Origin of the sequence: Marinobacter sp. RI1, assembly GCF_041155085.1 — a bacterium.
GTDB lineage: Bacteria > Pseudomonadota > Gammaproteobacteria > Pseudomonadales > Oleiphilaceae > Marinobacter > Marinobacter nauticus.
On sequence record NZ_AP031605.1, the window covers coordinates 1500758 to 1515847 of the forward strand.

Below are 15090 nucleotides of genomic sequence, written 5' to 3' on the forward strand. Positions count from 1 at the left end.
AGAAATGAGCGCCTATCTGGCCTCAGGCACCGGCTCAGGCCGGCGCCAGGCAACCAGGAAAATCATCAGCCCGGCTACGGCGGTTGCAGCTCCTACGTAGCCAGTGGACTGCCAGCCGAAGCCGGCGGTAATGGCCATCCCGCCCAGCCATGGGCCCAGGGCATTGGCAAGATTGAATGCGGCGTGATGGGAGGCAGCCGCCAGAGTCTGGGCGCCGGTTGCCACATCCATCAGGTGGGTTTGCAGCGCCGGGCCCAGAGCCACCATTAAAGCGGTCAGGAAACAGACCACGAGCAAGACGGGCAATGAGCCTGTGGCAGAAGGAAAGACGCTCAGAATCATGGCGCTGAATACCAGGATCACGCCAACGGCCCGGAATTGCAGCCGGTCAAACAACCAGCCACCAAGCAGGTTGCCCACAAAACCGCCCAATCCGAATACCACCAGGGCCACGGGAATCCAGGCAGCATCCACTCGAGTGACTTCCAGCAGTGTCGGGGCAAGGTAACTGAACACAGCGAACATGCCTGCGAAACCGATAGCGCCAATGGCCAGTGCAAACCAGATTTGTGGTTTGTTAAAGGCGCGGATTTCGCTTAACGGGCTGTGCCTTTGTTCCTGAGGATTTTTGGGCAGGAACAGGGTTACCAGCACCGCGGTGAGTAAAGACACCAGGCCAACAAAACCAAAGGCATAGCGCCAGTCCATGGATTGCCCCATTACCGTGGCCAGGGGATTGCCGATCAGCAGTGCAAGAGTCAGCCCCATCATGATCTGGCTCACCGCCTTGGCCCGCTTGTGTACCGGCACCAGTGAGGCTGCCACGAGGGCCGCAACACCGAAGTAGGCGCCATGGGGCAGTCCGGCGATAAACCGGAAAAGCAGTAGGGATTCGTAATTGCTGGCCAGGGCACTGGCCAGGTTGCCCAGCGCGTAGAAGGGCATCAGTAGTATGAGCAACTGCCGCCGGAAAAGTTGCGCACCGAGAATGGCCAGAATGGGTGCACCGACCACCACGCCCAGCGCATAAGTGGAGATAAGATGACCTACCTGTGGTTCAGAAACGCCGAGATCCTGAGCAACATTGGGCATCAATCCCATAATGGCGAATTCACCGGTACCGATACCAAAGCCGCCCATCGCTAACGCAAAAACGATTAGCCAGGTCGGAAGGCCCGAATCGGGATTGTGGGTGGCGGCGCTCAATCTGATCTCCTTGATTTCATCAGGGAAGAGAAAGCCCGCCATTGTCAGGATTGGGTGCGCTAGCAGCTATAAGCGATTATGAGGATGGACGTTAGCTTACTAATTCAAGCCGTAGCGGCGTTCGCGCTCAAACCGGAAAAAGCCCTCTTCCTCTTCCCGTTCGATGGTCGGGGCAGAAAACCCGAAATGTTCCTGGCGAAGATCCGTTAACGCGGCCTCCAGTTGATCGCCGTTCAGGCGGTTCTCCAGGGCGCGTCTTTCGGCCATATAAGCTTTGCCTTTCTGCCATTTTTCCTCCCGGCGCTGGTCTTCCTCGGCCAACTGGCGAACGGTTTCTTCGGAGTAGCCTATCTGGCGGCGCAGAGCGTTGATGGTTTGCTGGCGTTTGTCTGCCGGCAGGCTGGCGAGTTGTTGTTGAACGCTGTCCATGGAGAACAGGGCGTGGCCGGTCGCACCGGAACCCGCCAGTTGCCGGGCCAGATCGGCACCATAGAGTTCGTCTGCGGTGGTCTGTAGCTGGTGAGCCAGTTCGGTCAGTGGCATCTGGTTGGCCTGGTCCAGCCGCGCCAGAGTCTGCTGGAACTGGTCCGATTTGGCTTCCACCGGGTTCTGCTCCTCGGCCCAGATCTGGCTTGCCAGGGGGCCGAAAATCGCTTCGCGTTGCTGCCAGAGCTCGGCGTAGCGTTCCATGTCCGGCAACCCCTGTAAACGAAGCTCGTGATTGTCGAGCCACCGGTTATACAGGTCCAGCTTGGCCATTAACGCGAAAATGCTGTCGGCCAGTTCCGGAAAGGCCGTGGTGACGGCGGACTGGAAAAGCTCGTCACCGGCATCCGGATAACGCGCCAACAGGTTTCGGCGTTCGTTATACAGACGTGCCTGGGTGGCCGGCTCGGTGATGGTGTCGCCGTACAGTTCCAGGTACTTAACGGCCAGTTCAACAACGCGTTGGTCGCCGCTTTGGGTTGGCTCGGTGGTGGGCGTCGCTGCCGCACGCGAGGGGGTGGAACCATTGGGTGCTTGCATAGCCGCCGGCTTTGATGACTCGGGCCAGTAATGAAAACCGCCCGCAATCACTAAGGCCAGGGCACCGAGCGCCAATACGGAATTGAGTGGTTTCATTGCAGCGGTCCTGCTATTGGTTTTGCCGTATGCGGTCCCGGCCGCCGTTCGGCCGGGACACCTGGGGCTCAGAGGAGCGGTTGCAGTTTCGGCCAGATCAGATCAGCGATCTTTTTCGAACCGCTATCCGCCGGGTGGATACCATCAAAGATGATGTCGCGGTCGTTGATTACCCAGCGCGGATCCACAAATGTGCAGTCCAGTACCGAGTTCTCGCAGGCCTTGGCCAGTGTGGCATTGCCGTAGTCCACCGCCTCTTTCATGTCATCCAGCCGGAACAGGCCGTTTTTGGTGTAGTAGTAGCCGGTAAGAATGCCCTTCTGAACGCCGGCTTCCGCCATCTCGTTCAGGAAATCCACGCCTTCCACATAGATATCATCGATGAAATCCCGGCATTGCTGGCTCAGGCGCCCGAAGCGCCACCAGGGTGTCTTGCAGTTGTTGGAGTTGAAGGCAATCGCCGGAATCAGAATATCGTTCCCGCCGGCATCACCGACAATGGTTTTGATATCCGGGTTGTCTGTGACGGCTTCCCGGAACTGATTGGGAATAGACGGGGCAATCAGCTCACCGGACAGCTCTGCACCGGAGACCGTGTAGCGCCGGAAGGTTTCGCCGGCTTTTGCTTCCAGCTGATTCTGGATTTCACCGGAGAGGGCAAAGATGGAATCGCCAACGAAAACGACCTGGTCGTTATCGGCGTCGGTCACCTTGTCGTTACTGAGCAGATAGCCGAGTTCACTGCAGCCGGTAAACAGCAGTGCTGCGCCAAGTGCCATGGCTGGTTTGAGGGTTTTGCCCAGGAGATCGGGCAGGAACGAACGGTGTTCATTAATTGTCATTGTTTGAACTCCTTGTGTAAGGGATAGACGGTCCGTCTATGGGTACTGCCCTTTCAATATCGTCCATGGGCGCTGGTTTGCAGAATGGTAGAAGAGGCTTCGGAGTTGTCAGATCCGGCCATCAGTCGGTCATTGTGAACCGCCTCTCAGTGCTTGACCTGTCTCAAGTGGCGATCAGCACTGGCTTGTATTTTTTCCATCAGCGTCAAATATAGGTAATCAGAGAAACCTATTTGCTCAGATGCGAGGAGCACCATGGATTTCAAAGACTATTACGCCGTCCTCGGTGTGAGTGAGTCTGCCACGCCCGAGGAAATCAAGAAGGCCTACCGTAAGCTGGCGCGGAAATATCACCCGGATGTCAGCAAAGAAGCCGATGCGAGCGACCGTTTTAAAGATGTGGGCGAAGCGTATGAAGTACTGAAGGACCCCGAGAAACGGGCCGAGTACGACCAGTTGCGCAAGTACGGCACCCGAGACGATGGTTCATTCCAGCCGCCACCGGGCTGGCAGAGTGCCTCCGGCTTTGGCGGCGGAGGATACACAGAGGCCGACGCTCGTCAGTTCAGTGATTTTTTTGAGGAAATCTTCGGCGGCGGCCGGCGTGGGGGCTTCGGTGGTGGCGGTTTTCGCCAGAGCATGAGAATGCGGGGTGAGGATGTGCATGCCCGGCTGGCCCTGTTTCTTGAAGAGGCCTTTAACGGTTGCGAGAAACAGGTGTCGTTTACGGTTCATGAACCGGATGACCAGGGCCGCCTGATACCACGCCAGAAAACCCTGAAAGTAAAGATCCCCGCGGGTATGCGGGAAGGGCAGCACATCCGGCTCAAAGGCCAGGGCGCGCCCGGCGTTGGTGGTGGTGAGTCTGGCGATCTGTTTATCGAAGTGGAACTGGCGCCACATCCACACTTCAGCATTGAGGGCCGGGATGTGCTCGTGACTGTACCAATCTCCCCGTGGGAGGCCGCCCTGGGTGCGACGGTCACAGTACCAACGGTGAGCGGAAAGGTGAATGTGAAGGTACCGAAGGGGGCCACCAGCGGGCGCAAACTCCGGCTCAAGGGCAAAGGCTTCCCGGGTAAACATCCGGGCGACCAGATTGTGGTACTGCAAGTGGCCATGCCGGAACAGCACACGGCGGAAGCTGAAGCACTCTACGAGAAGCTGGCTGAGCTGGAGAAAGGCTTTAATCCGCGCAGCAAGCTGCACGTGTGAGGGAGGCGAACATGACGAGCAAAGACCGGATTCTGACGGTGGAAGTCACCAACACCGATGGCAGCACCTTCTCGCTTCGGGAAATCTGCGAACGTGGGGACTGCCATGCAGAGTTTGTGATCAAACTGGTGGATTATGGAGTCATCTCGCCGCTGGACGAGGTGCCGGAAATGCGCCAGTGGCAATTTGACGTGGCCGCTCTGAGTCGTCTGCGGAAAGCGCTGCGCCTGCAGCGGGATCTCAAACTCAACCTGCCCGGGCTGGCGATGTCACTGGAGCTGCTGGACGAAGTCCAGGACATGCGGCGGGAGGTGGACCGTCTGAACCAGCGCATTCGCCAACTGATGGGCGAGTAGCCGTATTATTGTCCCGGGGGCTGAACGCCTGTATCAGCGCCCGGACTTTTCCAGTGCCTGTATTTCGGCGTAGATCTTCTCGGCCTCCTCCATCAGCGTGCCGTGACTACGCAAATCGCCATTGCGCTGTGCATGCAGCGCCTTGGCGAGCTTTTCCTCATAGGCTTTCTGCAGTTTTTTCTTCGGGTCGCCCTTCAGAAATCCCAGCATGGCTGGCTTCTCCTCTTGTTCAGTGTTCCAGCATATACGCTGTCGGGCCGGCGAAGTTCACTCCAGAGCCTGGATTGCTGCCCACATAGGCCCGCCTTTTGCTATACATAAAGACAGAAACTCGGCAGGGAGCCGGCTGTCGGTGTGCAGGATGCTTTGCGCGCGAACACTAGCGGAGTCCCTATGTCCATACGCTTTTTCAAACACCTCGTGACCAGTCGTCTGTTACGGCCGGTGTTCATTGTGCTTCTGGTCGCTGGCCTGATTCAGGTCGTTGTCAGCCAATGGTTGATATCGAACCAGGTTGAGCGGCTGGTCGAAACCGCAGGCACCGCGCTGGTGGCCAGCAGCAATAATGTCAGCGCCTCGTTTGGTGAAACCCGGGAAGATGTCCGGGGCCGGCTTGAGCGCATGCGCCAGAAAACCACCGACGAACTTTCCGCGGAACTCACCCGCCAGCAGACCGAGCAGCAGGAGCGTGTGGCCGGTAATGTTCGTACAGCCGTTATGGCGGAAGCCCAGGGGCTTGCCGAGGTGCTGGCTGCCGTCGCTGCGCCTCTGATCTGGGATCGTGACATCCCCCGCCTGACCGATCTGGTGGAACTGGCCGATGCCAGAGAGTCTGTTCTGTTTGCGATTTACTACGATCAGTACGGTGAACGTCTCACCCGCTATGTGGATCGCACGGACGATCGTGTTCGCACTCTTATGGAGCAGGGGGAAGGTCGTGGTGCTGCAAATCGGGTCCTGGATGCTGCCAGCCGGGATCCCGATGTGGTGATCATCAGCGCGGATATTGCGCCACAGGGTTCGGCTATTGGAGAGCTGAAACTTGGGTTGTCGCTTGAGGGCATCAATCGTGACCTGACTCGGCTAGAGGCGGAATTCGGAGCAACCATTGCGGGCAGTATTGATGCACTCAGGGAGACACTTGGCACCGAAACGGAGCAGGTGAACCAGCGGTTACAACAGCAGCTCGCAGCCATGGACACAGAAACCCGCACGAGCATGAATAACACCGTGCAGGCGTTGAATGAAGAAGCCGAGAGTCTGTCCACCAAGCTGTCGCTTCTGGCGGTGGTGTCGGTCGTAACCCTGGTTGTGCTTGTGGCCCTGGTGCTGGGCGGCGGCGTATTGCCCAGGGTTTACCGCCTTAGCCAGGCGATCTGGGGGATTGCCGATGGCGAAGCCGATCTCACCCGGAGAGTCTCCCTTAAAGGCAATGACGAACTGACCGAAATGGGGCACGGAGTAAACCGGTTTATTGCTCGGATCCAGGAACTGGTCTCAGACGTCAAGGCGTCGGCAGAGTCCGCCGCCGGCCAGGCGCAGGCCCAGCGGGATATCAGTCGCCGCGCCGTGGCCGCGGTGAATCGTCAGGAGCAGGGTGTCGCCCAGGTTTCCGGCACCATGGAGATGATGTCGCGCAGCATTTCCGAAGTCGCCGGTGATGTGCAGGATATCGCCGGCGAAGTCCGAAATGTCAGCGCCGAAAGTGCGGCCACGGCGGAGATCTCCCGAGAAGTGCGTGATCGTCTCGACAGCGTCGTGCGGAACGTTGAGCAGGCGGTCGCGGCGGTCAATCAGTTGGATACCCAGAGCAAAGAGATTGGCTCGGTATTGTCCGTGATCGGGGCTATCGCGGAGCAGACCAACCTGCTGGCACTGAACGCCGCCATCGAAGCGGCGCGGGCTGGCGAGTCCGGTCGAGGGTTTGCGGTGGTGGCTGATGAAGTACGCACTCTGGCCAGCCGAACCCAGGAGTCGACCACCGAGATTCAGGCCATTATCGAAAGGTTGCAGCAGGGCAGTCGTCAGGCCGTCTGCACCATTAACGATGTGTCCGGTCAGGTCGCGGAATCCTCAACCGAGTTCCACCGGGCCGATGAGCACTTCGACCGCATTAACCAACTGCTGGCCAGCCTTCAGCAGCGGGCCCTTGAGATCTCCGGGGTGGCGGAAGATCAGAGTGGGCACGCCAGCGAAGTCAGTGTCAGCGTGCGTGAAATCGCCGATTCCTCCCGGGAAACCGTTGATTCCATAACGCAATCGGACGAGGCCAGCGGTGAAATAGCAAGCACCCTGTCGGCCCTGCAAACAAAGGCATCCCAGTTCCGGGTCTAGCAGACCCGGACACGTTTCCAGAAACGATTCACGAAATTTTCATCTTTCCTGACTGGACAAATTGAAAATTTGGGATTATTTTCCCATTTAATTGTTTGGGAAAAATATCCCAATTATTGTGGCGCTGAAAAATGCGCCGGATTCTGTCAAATCAGTCGGGAGAAGGAAGATGAAGCGCAACGGACTTTCAAAAGCGATCAACTTGGTTCTGGTTGGTACCTTGGCCGGCGGTCTGGCCGCCTGTGGTGGCGGTGGCTCCGGCTCCTCCGGTTCAGTGGGTGCGAGTGGCAATGCCGAGGGCACCAGCGTTGGTGCGGTGACCGGTTTTGGTAGCGTGTATGTCAACGGAACCCGGTTTGCGACCGATGGCAGCGTTAGCAGTGACGACGGCATCGAACGTGAGGGCCAGCTTGAAAAAGGCATGGTGCTGAAAATCAAAGGTGACTGGGACGAGCGGGGCCAGGGCCAGGCCGACGCTGTGTTCTATGACGATACCCTGAGGGGACCACTGGTTGCGGCAACCTGGGATGCCACCGCCAGCACCGGTCAGTTGGAGTTGCTGGGGCAGGTGGTTGTGCTTAACAACCAGACGGTATTCCGCGGAGCCACACCGGTTGAGCTTGCGGCCGCGCCTGCCAACTATCGGGTTCGGGTAAGCGGCTGGCGGCTGGATGACGGCAGTTTCCGGGCCAGCTTCGTGGGTGCGCGTCTGCTGGGCTCGGATTTTGACGATGTGAATGAAGCTGAGCTTGAAGGCGTGGTCCAGAACCTGGATGCGCAGTTGCAGACCTTCACCATCAACGGTTTCACAGTGGATTACACCAGCGCAGTCGCGGATGACGACTTCAGTCTGGACCAACTGGAGAACGGGCTTGCGGTTGAGGTGGAAGGTCAGCTCAACGCAGACGGCGATGTCCTGCTTGCCGAGGAAATTGATGATGAGGACGACCTGTTTGACGACAACGATGACGTTGAAATTTCCGGTGATATCTACGATTTCGATGCGTCTGCCCGCACCTTCCGGATTAATGGCGTGCTGGTTCAGCTGAATGCTGAGACTGAGTTTGACGACATCAGCGAGGGCAGCCTTCAGGATGGCGTGTTCGTGAAAGTCGAGGGTGATTTCCGCAACAACACTCTGCTGGCGGAAGAAGTGGAAGGCCGGGAAGGCGATGCGGAACTGGACGGCATCATCCAGCAGATCGATCTGGACAATGAGTTGCTGGTGGTCAGTGGCGTTCGCGTTCAACTCACCGCCAATACCCTGATCGACGACGATGACAGCGATAACGACCTGCGTAATCGGGTTGATGACATCAACGCCTTCAGCGTTGGGGACTATGTTGAGGTTGAAGGTCGTCAGCGTACTGATCACCTTGAAGCCTTCACCATTGAGCGGGAAGACAGCGACGAAGATGATAACTTTGAGCTGGAGGCCAGAATCGATGCCATTTCCGATACGTCGGTGACGGTGATGAATCTGGAAATCCTGCTGAATGGCTTCAGCGTTGCGGGTCTTCAGGTTGGTGATGAAGCCGAGGTTGAGTACGACCAGACCATCGGCGGAGAGTATGTGTTGACCGCAAACCCCGAAAACTGAGGTCGAAGGACACAGGTTGCGGGGGATACCGCAACCTGTGTCTGGTTTTCCGGGGCAAGATGGGAATACAATCCCAAACATGACTGATGCCAAATCCAATCCCCTGCACCAAGCGCTGTTCCGCATTTTGCGCCCGATGGCCAGACTGCTGTTGCGCAATGGCGTTCCGTTCGGCGAGTTCTCTGAGCTGGTGAAAAGGGCGTATGTGGAGGCTGCGTTGGAGGATTTCTCTGACGGGCGCCGCAAACCAACCGATTCCAGAGCGGCAGTGATGACAGGCCTGACCCGCAAAGAAGTGCGAAAACAACGAGAGATATTGGCGGGGCAAAGCCCGGTCAGTGAACGAACCTCTCATGCAAATCGCGCGTCGCGTGTGGTGTCCGGATGGGTGCACGATGAGACCTATCAGGCAGCGAATGGACAGCCCGCGGTGCTGGCATTCGAGGGCGCCGGGAGCTTCAGTGAGCTGGTTCGAAAATACAGTGGCGATATGACTCCCAGAGCGGTACTGGATGAGCTCCAGCGGGTTGGGGTAGTCGCGGTTGAGCCGGATACTGGGTTCCTGATCCTGAAACAGCGGGCGTATGTGCCGGCCGGAGACAGCGAAGAAATGCTCCAGATCTTCGGAGAGGACGTATCTGATCTTGTAGCCACTATTGATCACAATCTGGTGAGTCGGGATGTCGGGCGTGAGCCGCTGTTCCAGCGCACCCTGACCTATAATGAAATACCACCAGAGGTGATCGCTGCGTGGCGTGAACAAGCCGCAAGGCAGTCCCAGGCCCTGCTGGAAGATCTGGACAGCTGGTTAGGGCCTCACGACCGGGGAGTATCCGGCCAGGAGGGCGGCGAATCGGTACGGACCGGCGTCAGCATTTTCTATTTTGAAGAGCCGGTTCAGACGAACAAGAGCGGAGACGAATGATGATGGCTCTTAATGTCCCGACCGGACAACCCCCGCGCTGGCAAACCACCGAACTGGTCAGCATGCTGCTTTCGCCGGGTGCCCGCCAGGTGGTGAGATACTGGCTGAGTTCCGAGCATTTCCTGGATGAGCAGAAACACCCGAAGGTGGTGCTTGCAACGCCCCATGAACCCCATTCCTTTGTTGACCTGGTGCAAATCGCCAACCCAAACCTGGTGCCTTCGGTCGTGCTTGCGGAACTGCTTCGAAAGGGCATTGTGGAAACCCTGGAGAGCGGTCACGTTCTGTTAAAGAGAAGCGCTTATGCTCCCTGGGGTGCTACCGGTTCACTGAGCCTGGGCAATTACGATGATTTTGTTGACATCGACAAGCTACGACGACGCCACAACGACAGCTGACAATCAGTGGCGGGCCCGGATGGCCTGCAGGAGAGAACAATGTTCAGAGCAGTAACGCTTCACAGAATGCTGAAACTGGCCGCCGCACCGATCGCACTCGGCGTGTTGAGTGCCTGCGGCGGCGGTGGCGGTGGTGGAGTCGACGTTGCCGACGGCGGCATCCGAGGCACTGGCTCCAGTGTTGGGCCGGTTTCCGGTTTCGGCAGCGTCTTCGTCAATGGCGTGAAGTTTGAGACGGATGGTCGCGTCAGCAGTGATGACGGCATTGAGCGTGAAGACCAGTTACAGGAAGGCATGATCCTGAGGATCGAAGGCGAGTGGCGGGTTGATGGCCGGGGGAATGCGGAGTCGGTCGAGTATGACGATACCTTCCGCGGGCGTGTGGACAATCTGATTCAGACCCTGGATGCCGACGGTATGGTCGAATTGGTGCGGTTCACCATCTATGAGCAGACTGTGGTTGCCGACCAGCAGACGGTGTTCAAGGACATTGCGCTTGAAACCCTGGCAGACGGCGATTTCGTGCGCATCAGTGGCTGGCGTGAACCGGACCCCAACGGTCGGTACCGGGCAAGCCACATTGGTTTGATGACGCAGGATGAAACCAACGTAGAGATTGAAGGCCGCATCGACGAGGGTTCATTGCAGCTGAATCTGAATCAGTTCAGCATTAACGGGCAGTTGGTCTCGTACACTGACAGCGCGTTCGCCGGGTCGCTGACGGAAGCCGATCTGGCAGATCTTCTGCTGGTGGAGGCCGAAGGTACGATCTCCAGTGGCGTATTGATTGCCCGGGAAATCGACGAAGGCGAAACCCGTCGCTACCGTCGGGGCTCCGGCGATGACATTGAGTTCTCAGGCCCCGTGAGCACCGACTACAACGCATCGACCCGCTCCTTCCACATCAACGGCCTGATTGTCTTTGTCGACGACAACACCGAGTTTGATGATGGTTTGTCGGCCTCGGATCTGACCGCCGGCATGCTGATACAGGTTGAGGGGGATTTCCAGGACAATGGCTCCGTACTGGCTGAAGAAATTGAAGCTCGTGAAGGCAACGCGTCAGTAGACGGTGTCCTCGACGTCAACACGCTCAACTTCAACGACCAGACCTTCCGGGTTGGTGGTGTGTTGGTGCAGCTCACGCCACGGACGATCATCACCGACGATGACAGCGATCTGCGTCTGAAACTGGCGGACCTGAACGGCAGTTATCAGTTGGAAGTGGAAGGGATTGAGCGGCAGTCCGGCTCTGGCGTTGTGCTTGAAGCGATAAAGGTTGAGCGCAATGAGGAAGACAATGGGCCAGCGGCGGATCGTGAATATGAAAGCCAGGGTCAGCTCACGCACGTGCAGGGGACTGTGTTCACGGTACTGGGAATTGATGTGCAAACCACGATAGATACCCAGTTTGAAGGCACCAGCCGCGACGAGTTGATTGATGCCTTCGATGCCGGGCAGCGGCCGGTACTTGAAGTAGAGTATCGTGAGCCAACACCGGGCAACTTCGTGGCCGATGAAATCGAACTGGAAAGCGAAGACTGAGCCATGAACCACCTCGCCCACACCTTCCTCGCACCGGACTCACCGGAGGCGAGAGTGGGCAGTATCCTCGGGGATTTCACCCGGGGACTGGACTGGGATCATGTGCCGTCGCCGGTGCTTGCAGGCGTGCGGCACCACCTGGCGGTTGATGTATTCACCGATCAGCATCCGCAGGTGCTGGCCAGTAAAAGCCTGTTCTCAAGGGAGCGCCGGCGCTTTGCCGGCGTGGCTCTGGATATCCTCTACGACCACTTTCTGCTCCGGCACTGGGAACAGTTCAGTGACTGGGACAAAAATACCTTTATCCGGACCGTATACCAGGAACTGCAAAGCCACCAGGCGCTGATGCCCGACAACATGGCGGTGGTGACCCGTCGCATGGTCGAGCATGACTGGTTTGGCGCCTATCAGGATCTGGACAACATCGGCTATGCCCTCGATCGCGTGGCCAGCCGAATCCGCTTTGCCAACCGGTTTACCGGCATCATCGACGAAATCCGGGCCAATGAATCGGAACTGGAGGAACATTTTCTGGCCTTCTTTCCGGAACTTCAGGCCTTCGCCAACCGCTATCCGGAATCATCCCATCAGGCGTGAACGGGCCTGCTGATATTCCTCTTCCAATCGCTGAACCAACGCCTCAACCGACACCACATCATGAATCTGGCTCACACCCTGACCGGCGGACCAGACGGTCTTCCAGGCCTTGGCCTCATCGTCCATGGGCTTGAGCTTCTCGCCGTAATTCACATCGCCGGCCTGGTTCAGCTTCTGCATATCAAAGCCAGCGGCCTCCAGGCTCTGGCGCATAAAGCTGGCCGGTACACCGGACACCGCCGGGGTATGGATGATATCCGCTGATACGGCTTCGATGATCATGTTCCGATAGGCATCCTCTGCCTCGGATTCCTCGGTATTGATAAACCGTGTGCCCATATAGGCCAGATCTGCCCCCAGCGCCTGGGCTGCCAACAGATCCTCTCCGTGGGACAAACCGCCGGCCAGCAAAATGGTGCCATCGAACACCTCACGGATTTCATGCACCAGTACAAACGGGTTGGTGGTACCGGCATGGCCACCGGCGCCGGCGCTGACCGCAATGATGCCATCCACCCCGGCTTCTGCCGCCTTGCGGGCGTGTTTCTGATTGGTGACATCGTGGAATACCAGCCCGCCGTAACTGTGCACGGCTTCCACCACCTGGCTGGCCGCGCCCAGGGAGGTAATGACAATTGGCACCTGATGCTTTACGCACAGTTCAAGATCCGCTTGCCAGCGCGGGTTGGTGCGGTGCACCACCAGATTCACGGCATAGGGCGCGGTTGTCGCGCTTGGTTGCTGCGCTTGCCATTGCGCCAGCTCGTCATTCATCTGCACCAGCCATTGCTCGAAACCCTCACTGCTGCGCTGGTTCAGGGCTGGAAAACTGCCCACGATGCCGGCTTTGCAACAGGCAAGGGCCAGGCGGGGTGAGGAAATCAGAAACATGGGGGCGGCAATTAACGGAAGACGAAGCTGATTTTGGAGCTGTGCGGGAATTGGCATGTTGAGTCCTTGATTTTTATTGGAACTTTCTCAAGCTATGGGGGATCTTAGCCTGTTCCCGCAGAGCCGCGAAACCGGTTTTCTGAGATAGTGTGTTATTAACCTCCAGACAAGGAGCCCGTCATGGGTGAAGCAAAACGACGTAAACAGACCGGCGCCCCCTCGCCACGCAACACGCAGGGCCGCAAATCACTGATCATCGTCCTGTCACTGGTGATCGGGGTGGCCGTCATTGCCGGCCTGTATTTCGTCACCAAACCACCGGCACCCAGCTCCGAGGCACTTCCCGTGGCGGCCCCCAACGCCGACGAATTCCCGGCCATTGTCGACCAGTACGGCGTCTCCGTTGGCAACGAAGACGCGCCGGTTGTCGTCCGCGAGTTCGCCGACTACCAGTGCCCGGCCTGCGCCCGCTTCGCCGAAGCCAGCCAGCGCCTCAAGAAAGAATATGTGGAGTCCGGTAAAGTCCGTTTCGTCTATTTCGACCTGCCTCTGCGCCAGCATCAGAACGCCATGCCCGCCGCCCTGGCCGCCCGTTGTGCGGGTGATCAGGACCAGTACTGGGCCATGCACGACAAACTCTACGGTTCCCAGATAGACTGGAGTGGTTCCAACGATCCGACGGCCACCTTCACCCGCTACGCCAGTGACCTCGGCCTGGAAGAACGCCGCTTCCGTCGTTGCATGGAAACAGAATTGCACCGGGAAGCTGTCGAACAGAGCCTGCAAGTGGCTGTCCAGCTCCGGGTCGCCAGCACACCCACGGTCATGGTCGACAACATCCAGTTGACACGGCCCGGCTGGGGCCAGTTGTCGGCGGTTGTAGAACGGGAGTTGGCCAAAGCGGAGTAATGCGGCCATCCGCAACTTGCATCGGGGGCCTGGTTGATTAAACTTTGCCCCCTCGCGCCCACCGGCCGTGACAAATATCAAATCATGCTCCGGATTTACGATCCGGCCCGCAGGAGAAAACCATGAGCAACGAAATCGTCGTCTGCGCACTCTACAAGTTCGCAGTCCTCAATGATTACAAAGATCTACGCCAGCCCTTGCTGAACCTGATGCTGGAAAAAGGCGTGCACGGCACCCTGCTGCTGGCCCGCGAAGGCATCAACGGAACCATCGCCGGCAGCCGAGAAGGCATCGACGCTGTGAAAGCGTGGATTGGCAAAGACGACCGCTTCAACGGCATCGACTACAAAGAATCCTTCGTCGATATCCAGCCGTTCAAACGCACCAAGGTCAAACTCAAGAAAGAAATCGTCACCATGGGCGTCGATGGCATCGATCCCAAGCGGATTGTCGGCACCTACGTGGAGCCGCAACAATGGAACGACCTGATCTCTGATCCGGACGTTGTCCTGGTCGACACCCGTAACCAGTACGAAGTCGAGATCGGCACTTTCAAAAACGCCGTCAATCCGGCCACTGACACCTTCCGCGAGTTTCCTGAGTATGTGAAGCAGAACCTCGACCCGCAGAAGCACAAGAAAGTCGCCATGTTCTGCACCGGCGGTATCCGCTGCGAGAAGTCTACGGCTTATCTGAAAGAGCAGGGCTTCGAAGAGGTGTATCACCTCAAGGGCGGCATCCTGAAGTACCTGGAAGAGGTTCCCCAGGAGCAGAGTCTGTGGCAGGGTGAGTGTTTCGTATTTGACGACCGGGTAACGGTGAATCACAACCTGGAACGTGGCGAATACGACCAGTGCCACGCCTGTCGCCGGCCGATTACCGAGGCCGACAAGCAGCGCCCGGAATACGAACAGGGTGTCAGTTGCCACCAGTGCATCGACAGCCTGACCGAAGAACAGAAAGCCCGTTTCAAGGAGCGTGAGCGCCAGATGCGCCTGGCCCGTGAGCGGGGAGAAGAACACGTCGGCGGCGAGGCCGCACGTATTATTGCTGAGCGAAAGGCCCGCAAGAAGGCCGAACGGGAAGCACAGGCGCGCAGGAGTCTGGAGGGGGAAAAGCAGCGTAAGTCTGCTGTGAATTAACAGCCCCT

General features: G+C 58.1%; 15 protein-coding genes. 10 read left to right on the top strand and 5 right to left on the bottom strand.

Features of this window, described 5'->3' with window-relative positions; all coding sequences use genetic code 11:
* Window positions 1–12 precede the first annotated feature (12 nt).
* From ACAM27_RS06655 to ACAM27_RS06665, 3 genes are all read right to left on the bottom strand, one after another.
* Window positions 13–1248, bottom strand: a complete 1236-nt coding sequence (locus tag ACAM27_RS06655) for an MFS transporter (protein ID WP_011786468.1) — start codon at window positions 1246–1248, stop codon at window positions 13–15.
* A 57-nt stretch (window positions 1249–1305) separates the two neighbouring features.
* Window positions 1306–2328: a hypothetical protein gene (locus ACAM27_RS06660; protein WP_011786467.1), complete on the bottom strand. Its 1023-nt coding sequence runs from the start codon at window positions 2326–2328 to the stop codon at window positions 1306–1308.
* Window positions 2329–2396: 68 nt separating this feature from the next.
* Window positions 2397–3170, bottom strand: a complete 774-nt coding sequence (locus tag ACAM27_RS06665; RefSeq protein WP_011786466.1) for an SGNH/GDSL hydrolase family protein — start codon at window positions 3168–3170, stop codon at window positions 2397–2399.
* Between the two features lie 255 nt (window positions 3171–3425).
* Between ACAM27_RS06665 and ACAM27_RS06670 the strand changes: the two genes are divergently transcribed.
* Together ACAM27_RS06670 and ACAM27_RS06675 are read left to right on the top strand one after the other, a co-directional pair.
* A complete protein-coding gene (locus ACAM27_RS06670; protein WP_011786465.1) occupies window positions 3426–4385 on the top strand; it encodes a DnaJ C-terminal domain-containing protein in 960 nt (319 codons plus the stop codon).
* An 11-nt stretch (window positions 4386–4396) separates the two neighbouring features.
* The gene (locus ACAM27_RS06675; protein ID WP_222448826.1) at window positions 4397–4741 is read left to right on the top strand and encodes a chaperone modulator CbpM; all 345 of its coding nucleotides are present in this window, start codon (window positions 4397–4399) and stop codon (window positions 4739–4741) included.
* Window positions 4742–4774: 33 nt separating this feature from the next.
* On the opposite strand, the gene ACAM27_RS06680 is transcribed toward ACAM27_RS06675, so the two are convergent.
* On the bottom strand, window positions 4775–4951 hold the full coding sequence (locus ACAM27_RS06680) for a DUF6435 family protein (protein WP_011786463.1): 177 nt from the start codon (window positions 4949–4951) through the stop codon (window positions 4775–4777).
* A 183-nt stretch (window positions 4952–5134) separates the two neighbouring features.
* Between ACAM27_RS06680 and ACAM27_RS06685 the strand changes: the two genes are divergently transcribed.
* From ACAM27_RS06685 to ACAM27_RS06710, 6 genes are all read left to right on the top strand, one after another.
* The gene (locus ACAM27_RS06685) at window positions 5135–7075 is read left to right on the top strand and encodes a methyl-accepting chemotaxis protein (protein ID WP_222448827.1); all 1941 of its coding nucleotides are present in this window, start codon (window positions 5135–5137) and stop codon (window positions 7073–7075) included.
* A 169-nt stretch (window positions 7076–7244) separates the two neighbouring features.
* Window positions 7245–8675: a DUF5666 domain-containing protein gene (locus ACAM27_RS06690; protein ID WP_222448828.1), complete on the top strand. Its 1431-nt coding sequence runs from the start codon at window positions 7245–7247 to the stop codon at window positions 8673–8675.
* Window positions 8676–8754: 79 nt separating this feature from the next.
* Window positions 8755–9600, top strand: a complete 846-nt coding sequence (locus ACAM27_RS06695) for a DUF6502 family protein (protein WP_022992424.1) — start codon at window positions 8755–8757, stop codon at window positions 9598–9600.
* On the top strand, window positions 9597–9998 hold the full coding sequence (locus ACAM27_RS06700) for a hypothetical protein (RefSeq protein ID WP_022992423.1): 402 nt from the start codon (window positions 9597–9599) through the stop codon (window positions 9996–9998). Before ACAM27_RS06695 ends, ACAM27_RS06700 begins: the two co-directional genes overlap by 4 nt.
* Window positions 9999–10037: 39 nt before the next feature.
* Window positions 10038–11543, top strand: a complete 1506-nt coding sequence (locus tag ACAM27_RS06705) for a DUF5666 domain-containing protein (RefSeq protein WP_222533876.1) — start codon at window positions 10038–10040, stop codon at window positions 11541–11543.
* A 3-nt stretch (window positions 11544–11546) separates the two neighbouring features.
* Complete coding sequence (locus tag ACAM27_RS06710) at window positions 11547–12140, top strand: ACP phosphodiesterase (RefSeq protein ID WP_031211900.1); 594 nt, start codon at window positions 11547–11549, stop codon at window positions 12138–12140.
* Here ACAM27_RS06710 and ACAM27_RS06715 read toward each other — a convergent pair.
* Window positions 12123–13088 (bottom strand): nitronate monooxygenase family protein, encoded by a 966-nt coding sequence (locus ACAM27_RS06715; RefSeq protein WP_023012204.1) that lies wholly within the window; start codon window positions 13086–13088, stop codon window positions 12123–12125. The genes ACAM27_RS06710 and ACAM27_RS06715 overlap by 18 nt on opposite strands.
* Before the next feature lie 123 nt (window positions 13089–13211).
* Here ACAM27_RS06715 and ACAM27_RS06720 point away from each other — a divergent pair, with 123 nt between their 5' ends.
* Together ACAM27_RS06720 and ACAM27_RS06725 are read left to right on the top strand one after the other, a co-directional pair.
* Window positions 13212–13940, top strand: coding sequence for a DsbA family protein (locus ACAM27_RS06720; protein ID WP_222448830.1), 729 nt, complete (start codon window positions 13212–13214; stop codon window positions 13938–13940).
* Between the two features lie 122 nt (window positions 13941–14062).
* Complete coding sequence (locus tag ACAM27_RS06725; RefSeq protein WP_011786454.1) at window positions 14063–15082, top strand: rhodanese-related sulfurtransferase; 1020 nt, start codon at window positions 14063–14065, stop codon at window positions 15080–15082.
* The last annotated feature ends 8 nt before the right edge of the window (window positions 15083–15090 follow it).

Excerpts from the sequence above, each read along its gene's own strand:
- ACAM27_RS06710 (WP_031211900.1), top strand. The coding sequence starts at position 11,547 with ATGAACCACCTCGCCCACACCTTCCTCGCACCGGACTCACCGGAGGCG.
- ACAM27_RS06705 (WP_222533876.1), top strand. The coding sequence starts at position 10,038 with ATGTTCAGAGCAGTAACGCTTCACAGAATGCTGAAACTGGCCGCCGCA.
- ACAM27_RS06685 (WP_222448827.1), top strand. The coding sequence starts at position 5,135 with ATGTCCATACGCTTTTTCAAACACCTCGTGACCAGTCGTCTGTTACGG.
- ACAM27_RS06675 (WP_222448826.1), top strand. The coding sequence starts at position 4,397 with ATGACGAGCAAAGACCGGATTCTGACGGTGGAAGTCACCAACACCGAT.
- ACAM27_RS06690 (WP_222448828.1), top strand. The coding sequence starts at position 7,245 with ATGAAGCGCAACGGACTTTCAAAAGCGATCAACTTGGTTCTGGTTGGT.
- ACAM27_RS06655 (WP_011786468.1), bottom strand. The coding sequence starts at position 1,248 with ATGGCGGGCTTTCTCTTCCCTGATGAAATCAAGGAGATCAGATTGAGC.
- ACAM27_RS06715 (WP_023012204.1), bottom strand. The coding sequence starts at position 13,088 with ATGCCAATTCCCGCACAGCTCCAAAATCAGCTTCGTCTTCCGTTAATT.
- ACAM27_RS06700 (WP_022992423.1), top strand. The coding sequence starts at position 9,597 with ATGATGATGGCTCTTAATGTCCCGACCGGACAACCCCCGCGCTGGCAA.
- ACAM27_RS06680 (WP_011786463.1), bottom strand. The coding sequence starts at position 4,951 with ATGCTGGGATTTCTGAAGGGCGACCCGAAGAAAAAACTGCAGAAAGCC.
- ACAM27_RS06660 (WP_011786467.1), bottom strand. The coding sequence starts at position 2,328 with ATGAAACCACTCAATTCCGTATTGGCGCTCGGTGCCCTGGCCTTAGTG.
- ACAM27_RS06720 (WP_222448830.1), top strand. The coding sequence starts at position 13,212 with ATGGGTGAAGCAAAACGACGTAAACAGACCGGCGCCCCCTCGCCACGC.
- ACAM27_RS06665 (WP_011786466.1), bottom strand. The coding sequence starts at position 3,170 with ATGACAATTAATGAACACCGTTCGTTCCTGCCCGATCTCCTGGGCAAA.
- ACAM27_RS06670 (WP_011786465.1), top strand. The coding sequence starts at position 3,426 with ATGGATTTCAAAGACTATTACGCCGTCCTCGGTGTGAGTGAGTCTGCC.
- ACAM27_RS06695 (WP_022992424.1), top strand. The coding sequence starts at position 8,755 with ATGACTGATGCCAAATCCAATCCCCTGCACCAAGCGCTGTTCCGCATT.
- ACAM27_RS06725 (WP_011786454.1), top strand. The coding sequence starts at position 14,063 with ATGAGCAACGAAATCGTCGTCTGCGCACTCTACAAGTTCGCAGTCCTC.